This window comes from Candidatus Cloacimonadota bacterium, from assembly GCA_012522635.1.
Lineage (GTDB): Bacteria > Cloacimonadota > Cloacimonadia > Cloacimonadales > Cloacimonadaceae > Syntrophosphaera.
Genome location: JAAYKA010000023.1, coordinates 21,513 through 46,494 on the forward strand (window position 1 = coordinate 21,513; position 24,982 = coordinate 46,494).

The window sequence follows — 24,982 nt, forward strand, 5'->3', positions numbered from 1 at the left end:
ATATAATGAAACCCCTCAGCTTGGTTCAGATATTTGTTGCCGACAAGTTTGGCGAATTAGGCTGAGAACACGCTCCAAAGAAAAACCCAATTGACCGCCAGGAAACACGTTTGGCAATCAAATGGGTTTTAAGCTTCTGAGCTAAAAGGACTTACTTCAACAACAAGGCCTTGCGGGTGGCGTTCAGAATTGGCGAGCGCAGCTTGATGAAATAGATTCCAGAAGCCGCGGTTTTGCCTCCTTCATCGCGACCATCCCAAACCACACTGTGACTGCCGGCTGTAAGATTGCTGTGTAAAATCTCGCGTACCAGTTGTCCCTTGACATTGTAAACGCAAATCTCCACGTTTGTGGCTTTTTCCAGGTCGAAAGCGATGGTGGTGCTGGGGTTGAACGGGTTGGGATAGTTTTGATGGAGCCGCGATTGCAGAGGCGGCGCTTGCGGATCATCTTGATTCACCCAGGGATATGAAAAACTGGCGGGTTCGCTGCCCACGCTTTCACCGCTTTCATAACAGGCGATGACCTGATAGCGGTAATCCCCTTCAATGATAAGCGTTTCAAGGTATTGCGCGTCCTGCACCTGAGCAATCTGTTCATACTTTCCAGAATTCAGCTTCCGGATGATTTTGTAAGAAACAACTCCATCCTGCGGAGGCTGCCAACTGAGGGTGAGCAAATCTTCCACGATGGAAAATTCGAGCTCTTCCACAGGAGGAAACCAAGTGAGGAAATAGTCCAGTTCCGCGCTGGGATTTTGCAGGTTCAAGGCAATGGGCTGCACACTTTGTTCCAGATAACCAGGTCCTGCGGCTGTAATCTTATGTTCGCCCGAGGGCAGATACAGTTCATAAGAGCCGTCCGGGGCAACTTGGGTTACAATATCTTCATCGTTGAAAACCATAATTTGGCAAAAATCTTCATCAGGTTTTGAGGTTTCCACATTGCCGCTTACTTTTCCCGCAAAAGGAAGGAAGCCAGTGGTTTGAACATCATCAATGAACCAGCCTGCGCCATTTTGGGAATAGTCCGAAGCAAAAGTCCAGCGGAAGCGGACATTTTGATTGCTGTATGGCGCAAGGGAAAACCGGGCTTGCAGCCAGCCATTCGAGTTTCCAGAATAACCAGGACCTCCCAGGGCGGAAACACTGCTGTGAGTGTAACCACCTTCCGGGGTCAAGGTTATCCAGGTGACGCCGTCGTTTGTGGAGATTAAAACATTTCCGCCATCGTAATTGTTTTCCGTTTGGAACCAGTGGTGGAACTCCAGAACAAAACTTTCCCCAACATAAACTGTCGGCGAAGTGAGAGTCCAATTCGCGCTGTTGGAATATTGCTGATTTATCAGGGTTCCCCAAGTTTTACTTCCGCTGTGAGCGCCCGCAGTGGAGTCGCTTCCCCACTGCCAGCCAGTGTTTGTCGGATGCGGAATAAATCCGCCATCCGTGCTTTCAAAATCCTCATACATCCCTGTGGTTCCCACATTCAGCAGGATGCTTTCGTTTTGGGCGTTCACCCCATCGCCCAGATAGGTGAGATAAAAAGTCAGGTTGTTTCCAACAATGACGTTCGGGGAAAGGCTAACCGTGTATGCTGCCTGGACTGTGGCTCCCGCCGGGATGAGAGGTAAAATTTGCTGGGGATTGACGATATCAACCTCCCCGCTGAGGCAGGTGATATTGCTGGTCAGGTTCAGCGCGTCCACATTGCCAAGATTTGTGTAGTTCACCACCATAATGAAGGTCTCGCCTGGATCCGCCATGCCGTTCACGTTGCCCTGAATGTCGTTGATGAATATCCCGCTCATTTGGATTATTGGTTTTTTCACGGTCAAATTGTAAGGATAAGCCCAGGTGTTGTTTGCCGCGCTAACGCTCAATTCCAGAGGGATATTCACGTCGCCGGGACAATCCTGCGAAACCACAACCCTGATGGGGTCAAAGTTTACGCCCGAGCCGCTGCCGGGGATGTTTGGATATGCGCTTTGAGGGTTTTCGATGCTCAGATGCGGGCTGGATGTGGTTACATTTATCTCGACCTGTGTGGCTTCGTCCAAGCCAATGTTGTTGAGTTTGATGCCCAAAAGTGCGCGCTCACCGGGTTCCAACCAGGAATTTCCATTTTCATCATCGATGATAATCTCATCCACCATCAGATGTGGATGTTGAAAAAGAACGGGAGTTGTGGTAATCAGCAGCGCTTTTTGATTTCCCAGTGGCTGAGCCGCCTGGGGGTATTGGTTGTTGTAGCTATATTCCAAGCCGCGGATGCCGCTGTGATCACGGATGCCCACGCTGGCGTATTTTCCGTGTCTGGGCCCGGAGCCGCTGCCGCCCACATCGACGTTGTTAAAAACCTTATATTGAATTTTAATCATGCCGTCGCCCAAGCCAGTGGGGTAAAACATTGGGTCATAAAAGATTACTTGGAAGGTCTCTTCCGAGCTGCGGTTATAGCCATTTTTCAGATTTTGCCATTGGATGATGAAAAGATGGTTTTCCACGTCATGATATTGGTAAATCCCGCTTCCAGAGGGGATGATGAGGTCATCCCAAAACGGCGCTATCATCGGTGAAGGTCCGCCAATTCCAGGCATGCGCGTATTGCGGAAGTCGCCGTCCTCGGTTATTCCCATTGCGATAAAACCGTTAGAACAGACTGTAATCTGGTCGTAATCTATGCCATAGAAACCAAAATTGAATGGCAATTCCACCGTTTTCAACACCGTGCTGCCGTTTGTATCACCCTCCGAACTTGAGGAACCGGGATCACTAAAACCTGATATTATGGAACCAGAGCCGCCCAAACTGGGAACAATCTCAATCCAGTCATAAGTGGGACAATCCGGAAAGGCGGTATCTGAATCATCGTAAATCAGATAACCATATTCATCCGGTCCCAGAGGTGTGTTTTGGCTCACCTTGCCGATGGTGATGGAAAAATGGCAATATTGCTCGAAACCCTGGTCATTATATAGCCTCAGCCTGAAAGGAATTACCATTCCGGGAATCAACAATGGTCGGGCAAAAATCTCAAATCCATCCACGGATGTGGCGTTCATGCCAGCTCCCACCCCGCCAAACCAGGAAATTGGCTGGTTCACCACAAGCAGGTCGTTCAAAGCGGTCAGTTCTCCATAAAGGTCAAAAGCTCCAAAAACTGAACTGTTGCTCAGGGTCAGATTCAGTGTTCCTGTCTCGCCTGGGTCGAGGGTATTGTCACCACCGGCGCTAATTGTGAAGTTAGCCACGTCCAGGTTGGCATTGTAGGCTCCCAAGTGGAAAATGAAGCTCCGCTCGTTGCCATCGGCATCGACCAGATCCAAGCTGAAGCGGCAATCGTGGAAGGAGTCGATATTGTTGTCGAAATGGATTAAAAACGGAGTCTCATTTTGTCCCAAGATATTTGGATCAAGATCCGGATAGGCGCTTTGCGATTGGATGATGCTCAATTTCAGGTCGTCTGTGGCAAGCTGGGCGCTGATGCCTTGAATTGTTTCGGCGCTGCTGTTGCAAATCTCCACAAACAGGGCGATGGTCTCACCGGCATTGATAAAACCGTCGCCATTTCCGCTTGAACCATGATTGCCATTGTCGATTGTGGTTTTGGAATAATAAACCAGCGAACCGGCGGCGTCGATATCAATTGTCTGTTGAGCGGGTTTATAGTTTTGAGCAGAGGCTGTCACCAGAAGGTCGGAACTCACGAAATTGGGCACACTGAGAGCCACCATACCGCTGTTATCTGTAAACCCGGTGGCAACAACATCTCCATATCCGGCGTTGTAGAGAGTGACACAGATATTTTCCAGTGGATTTTGGTCGACATCTGTCACAAAGATTTCCACCAATGGAGTTTGGCGCGGAATGCTGGCAGGTGCATCGATAAGAAGGCTGCCTGGAATGCCCACAAAAGCTTCCACTGTGGGGTCACCCATCAGATTGCACCAATGCGCGGAACTGTTTGCCTGGCTGCTATTGCTTTGCCCATATAGGTTTGAAAGATGGATGCGTCCGTTCAGCAAAGCCTGGCCCATGTTTCTCATCCCGTGCTGAAAAATACCTTCAAATATCCCAGCCGCCAAAGCGTTGTTCAACATCGTGTGGGTGCCTGTGGTTGCCATTCCGATGGCGGTGATGGCACCCTTGGGTTCGGCCTCCGATCCCAGCCGGATAAAGTTTTCCGTCGTGCTGGTGGAGCCATAATCGCCGGTGCTGCAGGTCAACATGACTGAGTGAGGCATCCTGGGTCCATTAGAAAGCGAGTTGCTGGGACTCCAGCCGCTCATGCCCAGCCAGCCACGATAGTTGAAATAAGCCACACCCTGGTTGATACCGGTGTTCATGGTGCTGGAAAAGCCGCTGCTGTAGTTTTCAATGTATTCATAATCCGGATTTGCCCTTTGACTCATTTCACGGATGTATTTGCTATTATAAATGGTTGAAATCCCAGAACCACTGGAAGTATCTCCAATTAAAAGGATACGATTCAGCCAGGCTGCGGCGCCAGCGTTGTTATTGACGTTTTTCTCGTAAACATAGATTTTTTGGAAGAGAGTGATGAGCTGGGAAAGATTTTCCGCCGATATGCGACCAATGAAAACATCCCCCAGAAGGTCGTTTCCAGCCAGATGTGTGTAGGGATAATCGCCAATTCCGCTGTATCCGCTGTAGGATTCGTTCCACGCGGGAATGGCATAGCTGCCGCTGGTATCGCCCACGAGAATGATATAATCCGGCCTTGTGTCCTGGTTGTTAAACTGCGCTTGGATGTAGTTTTTGATGGCGGAACTTGAGCTTCCCGCCTGAGCGGTGCTGGCAACATTCACCAAAAACCCTTTTTGTCGTTTCCAAGCCACAAATTCGTTCAATCTCGCTAAAAAAACCTGGTCACTGCTGTTGCCATGAATCAATAAAATGCGAGCCTGGGTGTTGTCCAATCTCAGATGCCTGTAATCGTCGAAATTAGCGATTTGGGCTTCATAAAGTGCTTCAAAAGCAGGGCTGTAACCCTCAAACAGGGGAAGTTCATTTGGGCCTTCCTCAGGGCTGAAATCCAGGCTAATCCTGATATCGTGATAAACAGCGATTTTCTCTGAAAGCGGATCGTATTGACAGGGATGAACGCTGAGCTGAACCACTCTGAAATCCCGCAGTATTGCTGGTTCTGAACCCAAAACCAGACTGGATGCCTGAAGCAATCCACCCTCCTGCTCTCCCCCACTTTGTGTGAAAAGCTCTGGAGCATCGATATATTCAACGTTGCCATGGCTCCAGGAGAGCGTGTAATTTCCCTGGGCAGGAATCGCCACCAAGGTGCTAAACACGGGTAATTCAGCATATCCCGGTTCGGCATTGAACGCTTTATCCATGCCGATGCTTTGCACCCTTCGTCCCTCAAATTCCACTTCCTCAATCTTCAACTGAGGGACCTCCAACTCCAACTGAACGCGCTGGGTGGATGAACTCCTCACGCTGAAAGGGCTGGTTTGCGCGCCCAACACACACAACCCCAAAAGCAGTGCCAAAATGCTTATCCGCTTCATCAAATCTTCCTTAATCCAAATTGGCGTTTTCCACGCCATTGCCTTTTATTGAGTGAAAAAACCGGGTTTCAAGCCCGGATTTTATGTTTGTGTAAATGTAATTATCATTGAATCTTGTAGATTAAAACACCCTTGTCGCGTGCGGCCACAAGCAGTAGGTCATCACAGAACTTCGCGTTGTTCGTATAGCCCATGTTTGTGAGGTTTTGAAGCAGACGAGGGTTTGCAGGAGTGCTGGCGTCGAAAAGATAAACACCGCCACCGCCAGAGCTGACCACGGCATAATTGTCTTTCAAGTCAACCGTTGTGGCATAGCCGGTGGTATCGAAAGTACTCACCAAAACCGGCCAGGTGGGGTCAGCAATATTCACCACGCAGAGTCCCGCCTGTCTGCAGGCCAGCCAGGCATAATTTCCCTTCACCTTCACAAAAAGCGCTTCGCCGGGAAGTGAAAGTTCGCCCAATTTCTGTTGGCTTTGGCGGTCGTAAATCATGAAACCACGCTGACCCATCGCCAGAAAAACATGAGTATCGTTGGCATCCACGTGTTCCGGAACCCAGGGCGTGGTGATGATATTATAGTCCGAACCAACGTAGGAATAGCCGTTATAGCGTGTGTAACGCGCCCGCGGTTCGGATCCACCCACACTGAAAAAACCTTCGATGATATTCTCGTCTGTCGGGTTTTCGATGGCTTTGAAATATATCGATTTCAAATTATCCGTGCCGCCGGTAATGGAATCCAGCAAGCGCAGAGAATCCGGATTGGAATAATCTATCACGCGTATTTTATCCGCAGCCCAATATTCGCTGGCAAACAACAATTTATGCTCTCCCACAGCCGAAACACCGCGAATCCGTGCCATGACGGCATCCGCGCTGCCTGGAGGGTTGACTTCAGGCCACCAGCGATGGCTGAAATTGGCACGATCAATCACAGAAATGCCACCCTGATCCTGGGCCACAAAAATCAGGTTATCGTCAAACGACAGATCCACAGGGTTTCCCGCCATGCTGATCTGTTTGACTAGGGAAAGCAGGTCCTGATCTTGCCAGGCGGGGTTACGTTTGGCGCACCCGCTCACAAGCAGCAGCGCCACCGCGATCAAAACCACAAAATTTCTCAGCTTCACTCTACCTCCCAATTCATCGTTCTTGTGTGAGTGTTTTATCCATATTTATGCAAAAACCGTTCCGAACCCCAAGTCCTATTTCAGGAATTTGTCACAAGCCCCGTTTCTGTTTGAAAATTCAACATCCAACAAATTGTGCTTGACAAAGCCCCGGCACTTTCACTTTTGGAAATACAAAATAACAAATTTCAGTTTGGGAGGAATATTGACGCCATCCAGAAGGCTTCTTACAGCGGCTTTGGCCATGATGATGCTGTTGGGCATGGCTTGCAGCAAAACTCGAACGGAATATCGCCAGGCTGCCCGCGATTTTCGCAAAGGCGAATTGGAGTCCTCCCTCAATCGTAGCGTGGAAATCCTGAGCCGCAAACCCAAACACAGCAAAAGCCAGGCCCTGCTGGCGAAAACTTGGCCACGCTTCCTTTTTGAAGCAGACGAGCGCATCCGCAAATTCAATGCCCTGCCCCGTGAACAGGCACTGGAATTCATTATCCCAGAATACGAACAACTCATAAAACAGCAAAAACTACTGGAAAGCGTCCATCCCTTTATAAACGCAAAAACCGGTGAACAAATCGAGCTTGAACTGAGGGATTTTGAGCAAACTCTGGCTGATGCCAAGCTCGAAGCCGCGGAAATTCACTATCAAAATGGGCTGCAAATCCTTTCACTGAACAACGATCCTGACGCCCACAGAAAGGCCTTCAACGAGTTTCAAACAGTGGTGGAACTCGTTCCTCAATATAAGGATACCCCCGCTCTATTGGCTCGTTCCAGACAATTTGCCATCAAACGCATCGCGGTGGGAAACTTTGAAGATAAATCCGGCAGCACCTTAAAATATGGCAGCCTTATCGATCTCCTTCCCGACATGCTAATCTCCAAACTCATCCGCGACCCCGAAATACGCAAATATTGGGATATCGTGAGCCGCGAAGACATCGAAGCCATATTGAATGAACAACAATACGGCAATCCCCAAAGTCCGGACTTTGAAGACGAAAATATCCTGGCTAAATTCCTCACCGCCCACGAAATCATTACGGGCAAAATCATCCAGGTGAACTACGTCCCGGAGCGGGAAAGTGAAGTGGATTTGAGGGAAACAAAAAACATCATGTCTGGGAAGGAAGCATATTATACCAACAAGGGCAAGCTTAAAGAACGCGATGTGTACAAAGACGTCAGTTGCGTCTACACAAAATATCTTAAAACCGTTTCCGTCCGCGTGACCGCAACTTTCAGTCTGGTGGAAGTGAGCACCGGAATTTTGAAAGATAAAGACACCGTGACCGCAGAATACGTCTGGACTGGAGAGTGGGCAAGGATTAAAGAAAACGGAGGGGATGAGCGCGCCCTTTCGGAAGAAACCATGGAGTTGATTCGCAAACTGGAACCCTTGCCACCCGAGGAATCCGATATGGTGAACCTTGCCATGAACGAACTCACCGACAAAATCATAGCCAGGTTCCGTCTTCATCTCCAAAACTCGGCCCTTGGCGCCAACTAATATCCTTCCTCGCATCAATCAACCATCATCCTCTGTCCCGTATGGGATGTTCCCGAGTCATGTGCGGGTTAATCATGAGCCAGGGGAAAGGAAGCCTCAATAAATAGCGGATAATACAAGCCATCCATATACTGTAGAACGAGTCTGCTGGGAAACGATGAGCCAAGCCCTATCTCTATATCTGGCTTAAATTTAGCTTTTGAAACATAAGGGATACATAAGGCGGCAAGCAAGAGGATGCTTTCTAATCCATGTTACTCGCGGATTTGGCGATTTAATAATTCCGGTTTTCTTGGCTAAAAACAGGATAAAGACCCGCTTCCCAGAAAATAGCTTGACCAAAATCTGTCTTTCTGAATAAATGCTATTTTGTGGCTTGATTGGCGTCTATTCCCTCCAAGCCTAATAAACACAAGGAGATATAAAAAAAGAAATGACCTACAGGGTTTCCGTTCTGCAGTTTGAACCCGCCTATTTGAATCCGCGGGAAAACATCGCGAAGCTCACCCAGCTTTTGCGTGGTCTCGAGACCGATCTGGTGGTTCTGCCAGAGCTTTGTATTTCCGGATATCTTTTCCGCTCGCGTGAAGATGTGTTGGCAACCAGCGAAGTTGTCCCCATCTCTGAAGCGTTTGTCGCTTTGAGCAATCTTGCCGCTGAAGGCGATTTCAGCATCGTGTATGGCTTTGCCGAACGCGATGGCGATATATTCTACAATTCCGCCGCTTTGTTGAACCCCGATGGAACTTACCACGTTTACCGCAAAACCCATCTCTACTATCGGGAAAAGCTGTTTTTCACACCTGGTAACACCGGCCTGAATGTCTATCCTGCCAAAGGTGGTGTGAATATTGGTATGATGGTTTGTTTCGATTGGTATTTTCCAGAATCCGCACGCACGCTGGCCTTGAAGGGAGCCCAAATCCTCTGCCATCCTTCAAATCTGGTTTTGCCCTGGTGTCAACAGGCGATGATAACCCGCAGTTTGGAAAACCGCGTTTTCTCCATCACCTCAAACCGCATCGGTTCCGAGGGAGAAGGCGAGATGAAGCATTCCTTCACCGGCATGAGTCAGATACTTGCCACCAAGGGCGAAATTTTAACGCGTATGGAGACCACCGAAATTGGGGTGAAAACCGTTGAAATCGACCCCGCGCTTGCTTTGGACAAAAACGTGAGCGAAATGAACGAAATCGTGTCCGACAGACGACCGGCTTTTTACGAATTATGACCCAAACCCTGCAGGAACAGATAAAAAAACTGCGCGCCGAAATCGAGCGTCATGACCTTCTTTATTACCAGATGGCGAATCCCGTCATCTCGGATTTTGAATATGACCAATTGGTGACGCAGCTCAAAGAGCTGGAAGCCAGCCTGGACGAAAATCAGAGGCAAGAACTGCCGCCCCAGGAAGTGGGAAGTGACCTCCGCCCCGGCGCTCAGACCATTCCGCATCTGGTGAGAATGTTCAGCTTGGACAACACTTATTCCACTGATGAATTGCGGATTTGGTGTGAAAAACTGACGGCGGAACTGGGTTTTTTCCCTCCTTTGGTGGCGGAACTGAAGATTGACGGCTTGTCCATCAATCTGTATTATAAAAATGGGAAACTGCAATATGCCACCACGCGCGGAGATGGTCTTGTCGGCGAAGTGGTGACGGCAAATATCCGCGCTCTGGGAATCGTTCCCGAAAGAATTGAACATCTCTCCCCCATGGAAATTCGCGGTGAGGTTTTCATCCCGGTGCAGGATTTTTTGAAGCTAAACGAAACACGCGCCGAAAATGAGGAAAAAACCTTTGCCAATCCCCGCAATGCCGCCGCCGGCTCCATCAAGCTTAAAGACACCGCGGAGGTGAAAAAACGCCATCTGCGGGCGGTTTTTTATGCTTTGGGCGAAGCCGAAAAACTGCCTGTGAAAACTCAATCCGATTTGATTGAATGGCTGGGCAAACTTGGCTTTCCCATCACCTCCACCCACGAGTTATTTCACTCCTTCCCGGCTCTGCAAGAATATTGTGACCGCTGGGAAGAGCAGCGCCACAGCCTTCCCTTCGAAATTGACGGCGTGGTTGTGAAAACCGATGATTTGGAGCTTCAGCGCCGTTTGGGACACACCGCCAAAAGCCCCAAGTGGGCGGTGGCATTCAAGTTCAAACCGGAGGAAAAAGAAACCCGGCTCTTGGATGTGCAATTCCAAGTTGGGCGCACTGGCGCTGTGACTCCGGTAGCGATTCTGGAGCCTGTTTATATATCCGGCAGCACAGTTTCCCGCGCCACACTACATAATGAGGGCGAAATGCAGCGCCTGGATATTCATATCGGGGACAGCGTCCGCCTCATAAAATCCGGCGAAATCATCCCCAAAATCTTGCAGACCCTGCCTGAAAAACGTCCCGCAGGTGCCGTTGCGGCGGAGTTTCCGAAAAACTGTCCGGTTTGCCAAAGCCATCTGGAACGTGATCTTGATGGCGCCATGAGCTATTGTCCGAACGCGTCCTGTCCCGCGCAGTTGCAAAAACGCCTGGAACATTTTGCCTCCCGCAATGCCATGGATATCCGTGGTTTGGGTGAAAGCCTGGTTGCACGGCTTTTGGAAAAAGGCTATGTTGCGTCCCTGCCGGATATCTACCGCCTGGATTATGAAAAACTGGCGGAGTTGGAACGCTTTGGAGCCAAATCCGCTGAAAACCTCCGTGCCGCCATCGAAGCTTCAAAACTCCAGAATTTCGACCGGGTTCTTTTCGCTCTCGGCATCCGCCATGTGGGCGCTGTGACTGCGCTCGGGCTTGCCGAACACTTTGGAAATGTGGACGCGCTCGCCGCGGCGGACGCGGAAGCTCTGGCTCAGGTTCAGGATGTGGGTGAAAAGGTTGCGGCTTCGCTTGTCGCCTGGTTCGCGAATCCGGTAAACCGGGATGTGGTGGCTGCCCTGCGGGATTTGGGACTCAGATTCAGCCAGCGTTCGCAACGCGTTTCCGTCAGTTTGGAAGGAAAAAGTTTTCTTATCACCGGCAGTCTGGCCAGCGCTTCCAGAAAAGAAATGGAGGATCGCATCCGCGCTCATGGAGGCCGTGTGGTTAGCGGCGTTAGCGCAAATTTGGATTATCTGGTGGTGGGCGAAAAACCCGGCTCCAAGCTTGCCAAAGCTCAAAAAACCCCAGGTGTGCAAATCATCAGTGAAGACCGCCTTATGGAGCTTTTCTCCTCGTGAAAATTCTGCCGCGTTATATCTTCAGGGAGCATATCGCGCCTTTTTTTCTGTCGCTGACGGTGGTCACATTCGTGCTGTTGGCAGATCGCGCCATCGACTTGATTAACCTGATTATCGACAAAAGATTGGACGCTGCAACCATTTTCCGGCTTTTCATGCTTTCGCTGCCCTACATGCTGGCTCTTGCCATCCCCATGGCGGTGCTGGTGGCAACGATTCTGGCGTTTGGCCGCATGAGCGTGGATCGTGAAATTACCGCGATGAAATCCAGCGGTATAAACATCTATAAAACGATGTGGATATTGATTTTGGTGGCTGCTCTGATGAGCTTGGGCATGGTTTGGTTTAACCATTTTTTTCTGCCAAACACCAACCACAAGCTGAAAAAACTGACCCTGAAGATTGCCTACCATAAACCGATGACGATTATCAAGGAAAAAGAATTCACCACCCTGGGTGACTACACAATTTACACGAAAAAGAACACCGAAAACGAATTGCAGGGTATTTTGATTTATGACCGCAGCCAAACCCGGACGCCGCGTCTCATTAGCGCGGAAAAAGGCAGCCTGCGCCAGCTTGACGGCGGAAATGTGATTCAAGTGACTCTCACAAACGGTGAAATGCACGAACAAGACGAACGTGAACCCCAAAAATACCAGGTTCGGAAGTTCGAAAGCTTCAGCATCCATATCCGGGATTTGGCACCGGGTATGGAATTTGCGGATATGGGTTTTCGCAGCGACCGTGAGATGACGCATCCACAGCTTTTGGAAGGAATCCGGGAAAAAGAAACTGAGCTTGAACAGGGAAAAAAGGAAATCGAAGCCCTGCAGGCGCGCTTGGAAAAGCTTGAGGCTTTGCCGGATCCGCATGAAAAGGACGTGGAACAGCGACGCTTGGGAATCATGAAGGGAGCCGCTGAAGACCAATTGCAATACAGCTTGGAAAGCCTCCGCTCCCTGCAGGTGGAATACCATAAAAAGTTTGCTCTTTCCGCCGCTATCCTCATTTTTGTGCTGTTGGGCGCACCACTGGGACTCATGACCCGCTCCAGCGGCATCGGCATGGCGTTTTCGGTTTCCAGCTTTATCTTTCTGGTTTATTACGTTGCCCTCACCGGTGGAGAAGAACTGGCAGACCGCGCCATGATGGCACCTTTTTGGGCGATGTGGCTCACAAATATAGTCTTTGCCATTTTAGCGATGATTCTCATCCATCTCTCGCTGAGGGAGAAACAACTGGTGAACCTTAAACTCTTGTCCTGGCGTCTGTCTCACAGACAAGTAAAGGGTAAATCCATGCCCGACGAACTAATCCATTAAAGCTATGCGTATCCTCGACCGTTATTTCACCAGAGAATTCCTGAAAACCTATTTGCTTGTCTTTCTCTCTTTTGGCACGGTTTTCATCGTCATTGATGTGATAGACAATCTTTCCCCGCTCATGCGAAGCGGCACCAGCCTGCAGGATGCCATCCTGTATTACGCGCTGCGCCTGCCTTATCTCATCGTGCTCAGTTCACCGCTCACCATTCTGATAACCGGAATGTTCATGATGAACACGCTCTCCAAACACAACGAAAGCGTTGCCGTGCGCTCGGCTGGAATCAGCATCAAACGTGCTTTGTTGCCACTTTTCATTTTGGGAGTCATCATCAGCATAATGATTGCCGTTTTTGGCGAATATGTGATGCCTCTTGCGGAAAAAACCCGTGCCAATCTCTATGACACACAAATCCGGGGCGCTGAACCCGAAGCTCCGGCAGACAGAGCCCGCCTCTATTTTCAAGGTGAAAATGGGGAGTTTTTCCACATTGCTTTTTATGATGGCAGCCAAAACATCATCCGCGGAATTGACATTGCCTGGGCAGATTCCAGTTTTACGGGGATCAAGAGCCGTGCCATAGCTTCCACCGCCATTTGGAAAAAAGATGGCTGGGAATTGGGAGATTGCAGTCTGCGTGGATTCACAGGCAGGCAAAGCATCGAATATCAGGCTCCGCCGCCCAACGCCGGCAAGCTTTTGGACCTCACACCCCAGGATTTTACCAAAGCGGGAAAAAAGAGCCTGGATTTGGGCTTTTTTGATCTGAGAGACCACATTGCCAGCCTCAAAAAAACAGGCGAAAAAGCAAACCGGGAAACGCTGGATTTACATTTGAAACTGGCTTTTCCCCTCACAAATCTCATCGCCGTGTTTTTCTTTGTGCCCATCGCCACCAGCAATATCCGCTCCCGTGGGCGCGGACTGCTTTTTGCGCTCGCGCTGGCTTTGGGATTCACCCAGCTCATTCTGATTAGAATGGCTCAAAGCTTTGGATACGCCGGCATCATCGACCCCGTTTTGGCGGCGTGGGTGCCAAATATCTGCTTTGCCGCTTTGGGATTATTCCTGCTTTGGCGAGCGGAGACTTAAAAAAACCTTTGCCAAAAACAGCGCCAAAAAATATTGGCTTTTAAAACCATAGAAATTTACCCAACATGGGAGGAAATAAATGCTCGATCAACTGAGAAAAAAACAAAAAGCTATCGTCTATATCGTTGCCGCGGCCTTCATTTTGAGCCTCGGCGCTGGTGGAATCTTTGGCGGTGAACGTCTTTTGCAAGGTTTCAAGGGAAACTATCTGGCAAAAATCAACGGAACCAAAATCAGCCACAACGAATATAACGCCAAGATCCAAGAAATTGTCCAACGCTATGAATCCCAGGGCCAGAGGGTGGACGAACAAATGATGAGCTACGTGCGCCACACTGCCTGGCAGGAACTGGTGGACGAAACGCTTCTGAAACAACAGCTTAAAAAATACCGGATCAAGGTAACTGAAGCGGAAATCAAGCACGCCATGCAAAACGATGCTCCTGCTGAACTTCAACAGAACCCCGAATTGCAGACCAATGGACGCTTCGACAAACAAAAATATCTGGCCGCCCTGAACGCGAACCCCCAGTTGCGCCAGATTCTTTATGATTATATGAAAGATTACCTGCCCCGCAGAAAACTGCAGGAAAAGATAATACAGCAGTCCGGTATCACAGCCGACAGCCTCAAATTTGCGTTTAACAAGGAAAATGACAGCGTGACCGGCAAAGCAATCTGGTTCGACTTTAACATGGCTGAAACTGTGGAAGCCACCGAAGCGGAAATCAAAAAATACTATGAAGACAACAAGAACAAAGAATTCAAAAAAGGCCCCGCTTCCCGCATCAAATATCTGACTTTCCCCATCAAGCCGTCGGACGAGGACTACAGTTTTGTGAAAAGCGAAATTGACGAGCTTTATGAACGGCTCACCAAAGAAAAGGAAGATTTCACTTATTTGGCGGTGGAATATTCCGAGGATCCCGGCTCCGGCGCCAATGGCGGCTATTTGGGTCGTTTTGGCAAAGGCAGGATGGTTCCAGAATTTGAAAAAGCTGCCTTCGCCCTGAAACCGGGACAGATTTCCAAGCCTGTCCGCTCTGATTTTGGATGGCATATCATTAAATGCGACAGCATTTTCTCCACAACCCCGGGTGAGGAAGAAATCGGCGCCAGCCATATCCTCCTGAAGGTGAATATCAGCTCTGAAACCCGCCGTGACCTGGAAGATCAAGCAAAAAAAGCTGGCAAACTGATTTCCAAAAAAGGGATGGACAAAGCTGCCAAAGAACTGAAAATGGAAGCGGTAACCTCGCGTTGGTTGCCACACGACACCCCTCAGATGGAAGGAATCGGAGAACACGGCGGCCTCTTCCAATTCATTACAGCCAAAAAAGCCGGCAAAGTTTCGGAAGTGTTTTTCATGAATATGGGCGGTCAAGAGAGCTATCTCGTTGCCCAAATCACCGATAATGTGAAAACCTATTACGAAGATTTTGGCGAGAAAAAGCTGCAAATCAAGTATGATCTTGAAAAACAGAAAAAGATTGCCAGTGTGAAAGCCAAAGCCGATAACTTCGTCAAACGTGTTTCCAAGGATAATTATCTGAGATCAGCGGTGGAAGAAGGCTGGAAGGTTTTCGACCTCAACGAACACAAGTCCGGCAGCCGCCTTCCCGCGCCCGTGAACGCGCAATTGGAAGATTTCGACAAAGCCGCGCTGGCGCTGAACAGCGGCCAATATTCCGCTTTGTTGAACACGAAAGAAGGCCCCTTCATCATCTTTGCTGAAACCCGCAACAAGCCCGATATGAAGAATTTCACCAAGGAAAAACAGGAAGAAATCCGTGAACGCTTGGAAAACGAAGCATTCAGCCGCTGGTTTATGCAGCTTCGCAAAGACGCGAAAATAATTGATAACAGATATAAATACGGTTATTAAAAAGCCCATGAGCAAACTTATGACCGGCGTGAGCGGGGTCCGCGGTGTCTTCGGTGACAGCTTGGATCCCGCCAATGCCATGAGATTCGCGGCGCGGTTTGGCGAGTTTATGACCCAATATTCGCTGAATCCCGCCCGCGAAGGTAAGCCAAAGATCGTGGTTGGCAGAGATTCCCGCACCACCGGCATAGCGATGTTAAACAGCGTATCAGCCGCCCTTTTGGGTGTGGGCTGTGATGTGATTGACCTCGGAATCGTTTCCACCCCCACCGTCCTTTTGAATGTGAAAAAGCACTCCGCGCAAGGCGGAATCAGCATCACAGCTTCACACAATCCGCCTCAATGGAACGCGATGAAGTTTGTGGATGGAGATGGAATGTTCCTCGCCGCCCAGAAAGCCGCTGATTTCCTTGGCTCGATTGAAGAGGAAATTGCGTGGAAGGATTGGCAAAATGTGGGCGCTCTGTCCCAGGATGAAGATGCCATCCGCCATCACATTGAAAAAGTTTTGGATATCCCCTGGCTGAATCTGCAAAAAATCCGGGAGAGAAAATTCAGGGTGGTGGTTGATTCGGTGAATGGCGCGGGTGGGTTGATTTCCCCGCTATTGCTGAAAGAACTGGGCTGTGAGGTGGTGAGCATTAACGGCTCCCCCACCGGTATTTTCGCCCATCCTGCCGAACCGCAGGCCGTGAATTTGGAGCAGTTGGAAGTGGAAGTGAGACGCCAGCAGGCGGACCTTGGCTTTGCCACCGATCCGGATGTGGACAGGCTTGCCATCGTTGATGAACACGGCGTTTGCATCGGTGAGGAATATTCCGTGGCGTTGGCGGAGCTTTTTATTCTGCCAAAAGCCAAGGGCGATATCGTTGTGAACCTCTCCTCTTCCATGCTCAGCGATTATATCGCGAAACAGTTTGGGGTTAAAGTTCATCGCACCAAGGTTGGCGAGATTAATGTGGGCAAAAAGATGCTGGAACGCGGCTCCCCGGTTGGCGGCGAAGGAAACGGCGGTATCATCTGTCCTGCAGTGAATTACACCCGCGACGCTGTGGCAGGAATGGCGCTGATTCTGGGGCTTTTGGCCGAAACCGGAAAAACCCTTTCTGAGATTGTGGCTGAGCTGCCCCGCTATCATTTTGCCAAGGGAAAGCTGGAGTTGGAACCCTCGCAAATGGATAAGGCGATGCAACGCGCCCAGGAAGCCCTGCAAGATTATGAAATCGACCTGCAGGACGGCGTGAAAGCCACCGCCTCCGACCACTGGATTCACATCCGCAAGAGCGGAACCGAGCCCATCATCCGGGTGTATGTGGAAAGTCCCAGCCTGGAAAGTTCCGGAAAGCTTTGCCGGGATATTATCGACAAAATCAAAAATTAGATAATCGAAATAAAAGAAGAGCGGTTTTTCAAAATGTCAATGGACTATAGAAAATCCGCTCTTCAGTTTTTTTTCAGCAGTTTATCAGGTAAAAATTGGCTGTCTCTGGGTCGCCGCCTTTAGTCTTCCTTATGTTTTAAAAGCTAATCATAAGTGATATATAGGTTTAGGCACAAATGAGGACGTTACAACCAACTCGTTCTTATGTATGGTGCTTGATAATTCTCTTCGGACATTGGGATGTGGTATAAATGGTGAGAGAAAGCAAGGCAAGCTTGGATGGAATTGTAGGATTATTCGGGAATTCAGCATATTTGAAAACCATATTAACGATTCCCAACATACCAAAATATCCCCAATTCATCCGCTTTCCCAGCCAATTTCTCGCGCGAATCATAAATAGCAGTTGACCGAATATGGCGGGAAAATTATGGTGCAAGAAAACAAAATAAAAAGATGGAGGAAGCCATGAGAAAGACCGTTGTGGTGAGTGCAAAACGTACTCCCATCGGAAGTTTCGGAGGTGCTTTCAAAGATGTTTCGGCAGTGGAATTGGGCGTCGCAGTTCTCAAAGCCATTTTCACTGAAACCGGCTTGAAGCCTGAACAGATTGATGAAGTTATCCTTGGCAACGTATGCGGAGCCGGACACGGGCAAAACATCGCCCGCCAAGTGGCAATCAAGAGCGGAGTTCCAGACTATATCCCCGCCTACACCGTGAACAAGGTTTGTGGTTCAGGGATGAAAAGTGTTGCCTTGGGCGCAATGATGATCGCCGCTGGAGAAGCCGATATTGTTGTGGCTGGAGGAACAGAAAACATGAGCCAAATCCCCTACGTCTCAATGGACATGCGTTGGGGCGGAAAAATGGGCGAGAAAACCATGACCGACCTGATGATCCGGGACGGACTCAGCGATATTTTCAACAACTACCACATGGGCGTCACCGCCGAAAATCTGGCGGAAAAATTCCAAATCAGCCGCGAGGAGCAAGACGCCTTCTCAACGGCCAGCCAGAATAAAACGGAAAAGGCGATTGCTGAAGGACGTTTTAAAGACGAAATCGTGCCCATCGTGATTCCTCAACGCAGAGGCGACGCGCTGGTTATCGACACCGACGAATTTCCCCGCAAAGGTGTGACCGTTGAAGCTTTGGGCAAATTGCGTCCAGCCTTCAAGGCCGACGGCAGTGTCACCGCTGGAAGCTCTTCCGGCATCAACGACGGTGCCGCGCTCTTGCTTTTAATGAGCGAGGAAAAAGCTCATGAACTGGGGCTGCCCATTCTGGGAACCCTGGCTGGAACCGCTTCAGGCGGTGTTGACCCTGCCATCATGGGTTACGGTCCCGTTCCCGCCATCAAAAAACTGTTGCAAAAAAGCGGCTGGAGTCTTGGCGATATCGAACTTGCCGAACTCAACGAAGCTTTCGCCGCGCAATCCCTTGCCGTTTTCAAAGGACTGGAAGCCGAATCTGTTGGAAAGCTCAATCCCGACATTGTCAACGTCAACGGCGGCGCCGTCGCGCTGGGTCACCCCATTGGAGCCAGTGGCGCCCGCATCATCGTGACTCTGCTTCATGAAATGCGCAAACGCGGCGTTCATAAAGGATTGGCGGCGCTTTGCATCGGAGGCGGAATGGGAATCGCTTCAATCTGGGAATTATAATAAGGAGAAAAATAAATGGCTGAAAAACTGAAGCTCGACAAAAGTATGGCCCTCTTTGCCGAGGCCAAAACCCTGGTTCCCGGCGGTGTGGCCGGTATCCGCAGACCCTACAACTTCGTTGAAGGCGAATATCCAATCTTCTTTGAAGAGGGAAAGGGCGGGCGCATCATTGACGTCGATGGCAACGAATACATCGATTACCTCTGCGCCTACGGACCTGTGATTATCGGTTATCGCGAAGAAGAAATCGACAACGCCGTGATGGAGCAGATTCGCAACAAAGGTTTTTGCTTTTCCCTCACTCAGAGCGTGCAAAATACCTTGGTGCGAAAACTGCAAGAATTGATCCCAAGCTGTGAGATGGCTGCAATTGTGAAAACCGGCAGTGATGCCACAACCATCGCCATCCGCGTCGCCAGAGCCTACACCGGCAAACTTAAAATTGCCCGTCACGGCTATCATGGCTGGCACGATTGGTGTGTTGAAGTGAAAGGCGGTGTTCCGGAAAAACTCCACGAAGACACGATTGAATTTCACTACAACGATCTCGACCAATTGGAAGACATCCTGAAAGCCAACGCCAACGATATGGCCGCCATCATCATCACGCCCGTGGGCCATCCTCTGGGCGCGGAAGTGGAAATGCCCAAGCCCGGATACCTGGAAGGCGTCCGCAAACTGGCAGACCAGTATGGCTGCGTGTTGATTTTTGATGAAATCCGCAGCGGTTTCCGTTGTGACATGGGTGGTGCCCAAAAGCTTTTTGGCGTCACTCCTGATCTCAGCACTTTTGGCAAAGCCATGGCCAATGGCTACGCTGTCGCCGCCTTGGTTGGCAAACGCGACATCATGAAAGTTCTGGAAAAAGAGGTTTTCCTCTCCTCCACCTATTTCCCGAATTCAGACGCTCAGGTTGCCGCCCTCAAAACCATTGAAATCCTTGAACGCGACAAAGTTTTGGAAGTGATTGCTCAAAAAGGCCAGCGTTTTGCCGAAGAGGTCTCCAAGGTTGTGGCAGACTCAGGAATTCCCGCCGTCTTTTCCGGCGCGCCCTGGATGCCATTCATCACCTTCCCCCGTGACGATGCAGGAATTTACAAAAAACTGCGCGTGGAATTCTATACCCAGCTCATTCGCAGGGGAGTGTTCCTGCAGCCCTATCACCACGGTTATATTTGCTATCGCCACACTGATGAAGATCTTGCCTACACAGTTGGTGCGATCAAAGAATCACTGGCAGAGCTTTCCAGCATCTGCTGATGGGATTTTGATAATTCTTCCGCCGAGACAGGCGAAACACACAGTATTAACAAGCTGGATTCCGGGAGAATCATCCTGGAATTACAGACAACCTCGGGGCCGGTTTCAAAGGCTGGCCCCAACATTTGATTTTTCTTTTTAGATTTATGGCAAAATATATTTTCGTTGTGGGCGGCGTTCTGTCCTCTCTGGGAAAAGGAATCGCCGCTGCGTCCATCGGTGTTTTGCTGAAAAGCATGGGCCACAAGGTTCAGATCCAGAAGCTGGATCCCTACCTTAATCTTGATCCAGGACAGATGAGTCCTCTGCAACATGGTGAGGTTTTCGTGACCGACGATGGCGCTCAGGCGGATCTGGATCTTGGTCATTATGAGCGCTTTTTGGATCAGGCTTTGAGCCGCAACAGCAGTTGTAGCGCGGGCCAGATTTATGAAAGTGTTTTGCGCTGTGAAGCCGAAGGCCGTTACCAGGGAAGAACGGTGCAGGTTATCCCCCACGTTACAGACGAGATAAAACGTCGCATTCTGGAGCTTGGGCCACAGGCGGACATTGTAATCGTGGAAATTGGGGGCACTGTTGGCGACATCGAAATCCTCCCCTTTCTGGAGGCGGTTCGTCAATTGCGCCTGGATCTGGGAGTGCAAAACACCCTCTTCGTGATGCTGACATATATTCCATGGATTCGCTCGGCGGGAGAGCTGAAAACCAAGCCAGCACAGCATAGCGCCTACAAGCTGAGGGAGATTGGTATCCAGCCGGAAATCCTGCTTTGCCGCAGTGAAAAACCTTTTGGACCTGAAATCTATGACAAGATTGCGCTGTTCACAAACGTTCCACGAGCCAGCGTGATCAACGCCATCGATGTGGATAGTGTGTATGAATGCCCACTGATATATCGTGAAGCCGGCTTGCACAAGATTGTCTGCCGCCATTTTGGATTTGAGATAAAACCGCTCAGGCTTGCCGCGTGGAAACGTTATCTGCGCTGCACGGAAGTGGAGGAACCAAAGCTAAGGATCGCGGTTTGCGGCAAATATGTGCAACACCGTGATGCCTATAAAAGTGTGGGGGAAGCACTCACACACGCTGCCGCCTTCCACGGTGTAGCACTGGATTTAAACTGGATTGACAGCAGCCAGCCCCTGCAGCGATCAGCCTTGAAAAAAGCCTTGCAGAATATGGATGGCATCCTGGTGGAAGGCGGATTGGAAGCAGCGGGCTTGGAAGGTGAAGTGGCAATAGCCGAATTCGCCCGGAAGGCTGGAATCCCGTTTTTGGGTATCTGCTTGGGAATGCAGGCGATGGCAGCCGAGTTTGCCCGCAATGTCTGTGGTTTGAAAAAAGCCAGCAGCCAGCTTTTTGATCCCAATACGCCACATCCACTTTTTATTCCATTAGAAGGGGGCACGCGTCTGGGCGCAAGGGATGTGGAACTTGAGGTGGGCAGTCAGGCGAGGAAGATTTTTAAAAGAGCCAGGATCAGCGAAAGACAACGTCACCGACAGGGCTTCAACCTGGCCTACCGGGAGGCGCTGGAAGCAAAAGGGCTGAGTTTCAGTGGGTTTTCACCGGATGAAAAAACAGTGGAGGTCATCGAACTTCCCTCCCAAAGTTTTCACATTGGGGTGCAGTTTCATCCGCAGTTTAAATCTCGTCCGAACAAGGCCCATCCGCTGTTTAAGGAGTTTTTACGAGCAGCACTGGAAATCTTCAACACCAAAAAAAGCTGAAGCTTGGCTCGCGCTTAGTGTGCTTTGTGTAAAATTTTCCACAGTTTTGTGTTTTTTATTCCATTTACCGCTTGACTTTGTCAAAGCATTTTCTTTATTTGCCTAAGATGTGTCGGGGCGCTGCCCTTCAAAACCATAAAAAAGATTCAGCGAAAAAAAGGATGCCAAAGCAATGAGAAAGACCTTGAGCCTGTTGTGTGCCCTGCTACTACTTTTGGCTGCATGCCCCAGGCAAGAAAAACCTGCCTCAACCCCCAAAAACGCAGCTATGGACAGCACGGAATTGGAGAAGGAGGGTCTCTTTAAAATGCGCTATAGGCTGAAATGGCTGGATCAGGCACAGTTTGCCGGGGCTTACGTAGCCTTGGAGAAAGGTTTTTATCTCAAACGTGGCTTGGATGTGGAAATTTTGGAAGGCGGTCCGGATCATCTGCTTTACGGCTCGCTTTTGGATTCAAGCGCGGATGTGGTGAGCTTACACCTCCTTTTGGGGATGAACTATTTCAACAGCCCAAGACAGGTGGTGAACATCGGGCAGACCTTTCAAAAAAGCGCCACCCTGTTGGTGGGAAAAAAGAGCTCGGGGATTCGAGATCTGAAAGATTTGGCAGGGAAAAAAGTTGGTGTCTGGCGAGGACAAAGCTATGTCCGCTATTTTTTGGACAGGCAAGATTTGGGCATCCGGGCCATTCCAATCGATTGGAGCGTTAACCTTCTTCTCAGCAACGCTGTGGACATGATGAACGCCACCTCCTACAACGAATATCACCGCATCCTGATGGCAGGATTGGACGAAGAGGATCTGACTGTTTTCAGCCTGGCAGAACTGGGATTCAACGTGGTTGAGGATGGGCTGTATGTTTTGAAAGATTATTATCAAAAACACCCTCAACAATGCAGGGATTTTGCCGAGGCAACTCAGGAAGGCTGGCTTTACGCCTTTGAAAACCAGGAGGAAACTCTCCAAATCGTTACCGAAAGAATGCGCAGCAACCATCGCCCCACAAACATCGGACACCAACGATGGATGCTTCAACATTTGCAAGACCTTGTTTTGGGAGCCGGGGAGCCGGGAATACTGCAAAAAAGCGATTTGGATTTTGCAAACCAGATTCTAATGGAAAACGGAGAACTGGACAAACCCATCCCCTATGAGGAGTTCTGCCCACGATGAAAATGAAGAAAAAGACCCAGAGATTGAGCTCTCAATTAATCGGACAGCTTTTATTGTTCATGGCGGTTCTCTTCGTTTCTCTGCTTTTTGTGATTTTGAGAATGCTTTTCGATGTGGAAAGAACAAACCAGGAAGAGTCAATCTCAAACCTGGTGGAAAGCAATGTCCAGATTATTGATCGCAATCTTTCGGGGATAATTTCGTTGGCAAAAAATCTGCAAAGTGTGGTGAATGATGGGGTTTACGATGATGCTCAAATCCAGCGCCACATCCACCATCTTTTGCTGGATAACCCCGTCCTGACTTCGGCTTGCCTGGCTTATTTTGAACCAAATTCATCACATGCCACCACTTTCACCCTGAAAGAACAAAGAATTAATGCTAATCAAAGCGTGAGCGACGATTTTTTGTTCAAAGATTGGTACCAGATTCCATGGCTGACGGGACGACCATACTGGAGCGATCCATGGTATGACGGCGAAGGAACAAAAACCATTGTTTGTTCCTACAGTATCCAACTGACCAAAAAGGGAAAAAACCTTGGTATTATCAGGTTGGATCTGCCCTTGGCAAACCTGCGCAGAATTGTTGTTAAAATGCGGGTCAAGGAAAGCGGGACGGCTTTTTTGGTGGGCTCAAACGGCATGATTATGGCCCATCCCCGCGACAGCCTGGCAATGAACTATACAGTCTTCGACCTGGTTAACCTCACCCCCACAAAAGAGATGAGGGAAGTGGCAAAACGAGTGGTGAGAGGAGAGCAAGGTTTTGAGCGTGGCCGAGACCTGGGAAACATTGACGACAGTTGGATTGCGTTTCATCCCCTGCCCTCAAATAGTTGGTCACTGGTGGCGATGGTTCCTCATCGCGAGGTTTTCGCGCATTTGCGCTATCTAAGCATCATTCTTTCTCTGGCAGTCCTGTTTGGGTTTTTGGTTTTGGCGTTCATGCTCTGGTTCAGGGTCCAAACGTTGAATGAGCCACTCATGGATTTGGTGGAGGGAATCAAACTGGCAGGCGCGGGAGACCTGAGCCCATCGCCACCGATTGAGTCAGAATCCTATGAAGTCCAAGTGATTGCTGAAAACTTTGAAGCGATGAAGAGTTCACTAAGCACGCATATTGAAAACCTGAAAGAACTGACCCAGGAAAAGAATCGCATCAGCGCAGAACTGGCTTTTGCCTCCAACGTTCAAAGAAGCCTGATCCCAAACGGTAACACCAGCAAGCCCCCCAACCTTGATGTTTATGGACTTCTGGAGCCAGCCGGCATGGTAGGAGGTGACCTTTTTGACTATTTCATGGTTGATAATCGACGCTTCCTTTTTGCAATCGCGGACGTTGTGGGCAAGGGTGTAGGCGCCGCGATGACCATGACCATGGCCACCACACTTCTGCGCAACATCGCGCCCAACCATGAAAAACCGCAAACGATTTTGAGCGAATTGAACACCTTTTTCATGAGCCACAAGTTGGAAGCTGGCTATTTGACCATGGCGTTGGGAATTATCGATCTTGTTAGCGGAGTTTGCGTATTTTCAAACGCGGGACACCTGCCACTATATATTTTAGGTAATGATGGCCAAATCCACAAACACGAGCGCACACACTCCACGGCGCTTGGCTTTTTTGAGAATATCAAAATTAAAAGTGAGGAATTCACACTCACAGCCGGAGATAAAATTCTGCTGGTGACAGACGGTGTAACAGAAGCCACGAATCCAAACGAACACCTCTTTGGAACTCAAGGGCTGGAAAGAACCCTGGCACAGTTGAAGGGCGTCTCAGCCGAGAAAACAACCAATGCAATCCTGGAAGCAGTTTTAGATTTTGCCGACCCGGAGAAGGGACGCGACGACATCACCATCCTGGCAATAGAATATCTGGGCAACTTGCAAGAGTCTTAAAATTTTCGATTAACCTATTGTCGTTCATCTTGATGCGAAGATGAACTCATCCGTATTGCTAAATAAAAACCTTCGCTCTTGGCTGCCGCCCTTAGTGTCCCTTATGTTTTTCAAGCAACCTTAAGCCAGATATAAGTTTAGGCTCAGAAATAATCTTT

14 protein-coding genes are annotated in these 24,982 nt (G+C 49.5%); 12 read left to right on the forward strand and 2 right to left on the reverse strand.

All coding sequences use genetic code 11. The features are described 5' to 3' along the window. Positions 1-151: 151 nt before the first annotated feature. Both GX135_01285 and GX135_01290 read right to left on the reverse strand, forming a co-directional pair. Positions 152-5,545 (reverse strand): T9SS type A sorting domain-containing protein, encoded by a 5,394-nt coding sequence (locus GX135_01285; protein NLN84721.1) that lies wholly within the window; start codon positions 5,543-5,545, stop codon positions 152-154. A 104-nt stretch (positions 5,546-5,649) separates the two neighbouring features. Then, on the reverse strand, positions 5,650-6,678 hold the full coding sequence (locus GX135_01290) for a hypothetical protein (GenBank protein ID NLN84722.1): 1,029 nt from the start codon (positions 6,676-6,678) through the stop codon (positions 5,650-5,652). Positions 6,679-6,883: 205 nt separating this feature from the next. On the opposite strand from GX135_01290, the gene GX135_01295 reads away from it, so the two are divergent. The 12 genes from GX135_01295 (at position 6,884) to GX135_01350 (ending at position 24,824) form a co-directional block, all read left to right on the forward strand. Then, positions 6,884-8,188: a hypothetical protein gene (locus tag GX135_01295; GenBank protein ID NLN84723.1), complete on the forward strand. Its 1,305-nt coding sequence runs from the start codon at positions 6,884-6,886 to the stop codon at positions 8,186-8,188. 433 nt (positions 8,189-8,621) lie between these two features. After that, complete coding sequence (locus GX135_01300) at positions 8,622-9,419, forward strand: beta-ureidopropionase (protein ID NLN84724.1); 798 nt, start codon at positions 8,622-8,624, stop codon at positions 9,417-9,419. Further along, positions 9,416-11,404: an NAD-dependent DNA ligase LigA gene (gene ligA / locus GX135_01305; GenBank protein ID NLN84725.1), complete on the forward strand. Its 1,989-nt coding sequence runs from the start codon at positions 9,416-9,418 to the stop codon at positions 11,402-11,404. The genes GX135_01300 and ligA overlap by 4 nt, the downstream gene beginning before the upstream one ends. After that, positions 11,401-12,729, forward strand: a complete 1,329-nt coding sequence (locus tag GX135_01310) for a YjgP/YjgQ family permease (protein ID NLN84726.1) — start codon at positions 11,401-11,403, stop codon at positions 12,727-12,729. The genes ligA and GX135_01310 overlap by 4 nt, the downstream gene beginning before the upstream one ends. Before the next feature lie 4 nt (positions 12,730-12,733). Then, positions 12,734-13,822 carry a YjgP/YjgQ family permease gene (locus GX135_01315; protein NLN84727.1) on the forward strand — a complete coding sequence of 363 codons (1,089 nt, stop codon included), beginning with the start codon at positions 12,734-12,736 and terminating at the stop codon, positions 13,820-13,822. A gap of 79 nt (positions 13,823-13,901) precedes the next feature. Continuing rightward, positions 13,902-15,707 carry a peptidylprolyl isomerase gene (locus tag GX135_01320; protein NLN84728.1) on the forward strand — a complete coding sequence of 602 codons (1,806 nt, stop codon included), beginning with the start codon at positions 13,902-13,904 and terminating at the stop codon, positions 15,705-15,707. 7 nt (positions 15,708-15,714) lie between these two features. After that, on the forward strand, positions 15,715-17,088 hold the full coding sequence (glmM, locus tag GX135_01325) for a phosphoglucosamine mutase (protein NLN84729.1): 1,374 nt from the start codon (positions 15,715-15,717) through the stop codon (positions 17,086-17,088). A 468-nt stretch (positions 17,089-17,556) separates the two neighbouring features. Next, positions 17,557-18,753 (forward strand): acetyl-CoA C-acetyltransferase, encoded by a 1,197-nt coding sequence (locus GX135_01330; protein NLN84730.1) that lies wholly within the window; start codon positions 17,557-17,559, stop codon positions 18,751-18,753. A 15-nt stretch (positions 18,754-18,768) separates the two neighbouring features. Further along, positions 18,769-20,013, forward strand: a complete 1,245-nt coding sequence (locus GX135_01335) for an aminotransferase class III-fold pyridoxal phosphate-dependent enzyme (protein ID NLN84731.1) — start codon at positions 18,769-18,771, stop codon at positions 20,011-20,013. 146 nt (positions 20,014-20,159) lie between these two features. Then, complete coding sequence (locus GX135_01340) at positions 20,160-21,743, forward strand: CTP synthase (GenBank protein NLN84732.1); 1,584 nt, start codon at positions 20,160-20,162, stop codon at positions 21,741-21,743. 172 nt (positions 21,744-21,915) lie between these two features. Then, positions 21,916-22,917: an ABC transporter substrate-binding protein gene (locus GX135_01345; GenBank protein ID NLN84733.1), complete on the forward strand. Its 1,002-nt coding sequence runs from the start codon at positions 21,916-21,918 to the stop codon at positions 22,915-22,917. After that, positions 22,914-24,824: a SpoIIE family protein phosphatase gene (locus GX135_01350; protein NLN84734.1), complete on the forward strand. Its 1,911-nt coding sequence runs from the start codon at positions 22,914-22,916 to the stop codon at positions 24,822-24,824. Before GX135_01345 ends, GX135_01350 begins: the two co-directional genes overlap by 4 nt. Positions 24,825-24,982 lie beyond the last annotated feature (158 nt).

Excerpts from the sequence above, each read along its gene's own strand:
- GX135_01285 (NLN84721.1), bottom strand. The coding sequence starts at position 5,545 with ATGAAGCGGATAAGCATTTTGGCACTGCTTTTGGGGTTGTGTGTGTTG.
- GX135_01300 (NLN84724.1), top strand. The coding sequence starts at position 8,622 with ATGACCTACAGGGTTTCCGTTCTGCAGTTTGAACCCGCCTATTTGAAT.
- ligA (NLN84725.1), top strand. The coding sequence starts at position 9,416 with ATGACCCAAACCCTGCAGGAACAGATAAAAAAACTGCGCGCCGAAATC.
- GX135_01315 (NLN84727.1), top strand. The coding sequence starts at position 12,734 with ATGCGTATCCTCGACCGTTATTTCACCAGAGAATTCCTGAAAACCTAT.
- GX135_01320 (NLN84728.1), top strand. The coding sequence starts at position 13,902 with ATGCTCGATCAACTGAGAAAAAAACAAAAAGCTATCGTCTATATCGTT.
- glmM (NLN84729.1), top strand. The coding sequence starts at position 15,715 with ATGAGCAAACTTATGACCGGCGTGAGCGGGGTCCGCGGTGTCTTCGGT.
- GX135_01330 (NLN84730.1), top strand. The coding sequence starts at position 17,557 with ATGAGAAAGACCGTTGTGGTGAGTGCAAAACGTACTCCCATCGGAAGT.
- GX135_01335 (NLN84731.1), top strand. The coding sequence starts at position 18,769 with ATGGCTGAAAAACTGAAGCTCGACAAAAGTATGGCCCTCTTTGCCGAG.
- GX135_01340 (NLN84732.1), top strand. The coding sequence starts at position 20,160 with ATGGCAAAATATATTTTCGTTGTGGGCGGCGTTCTGTCCTCTCTGGGA.
- GX135_01345 (NLN84733.1), top strand. The coding sequence starts at position 21,916 with ATGAGAAAGACCTTGAGCCTGTTGTGTGCCCTGCTACTACTTTTGGCT.
- GX135_01350 (NLN84734.1), top strand. The coding sequence starts at position 22,914 with ATGAAAATGAAGAAAAAGACCCAGAGATTGAGCTCTCAATTAATCGGA.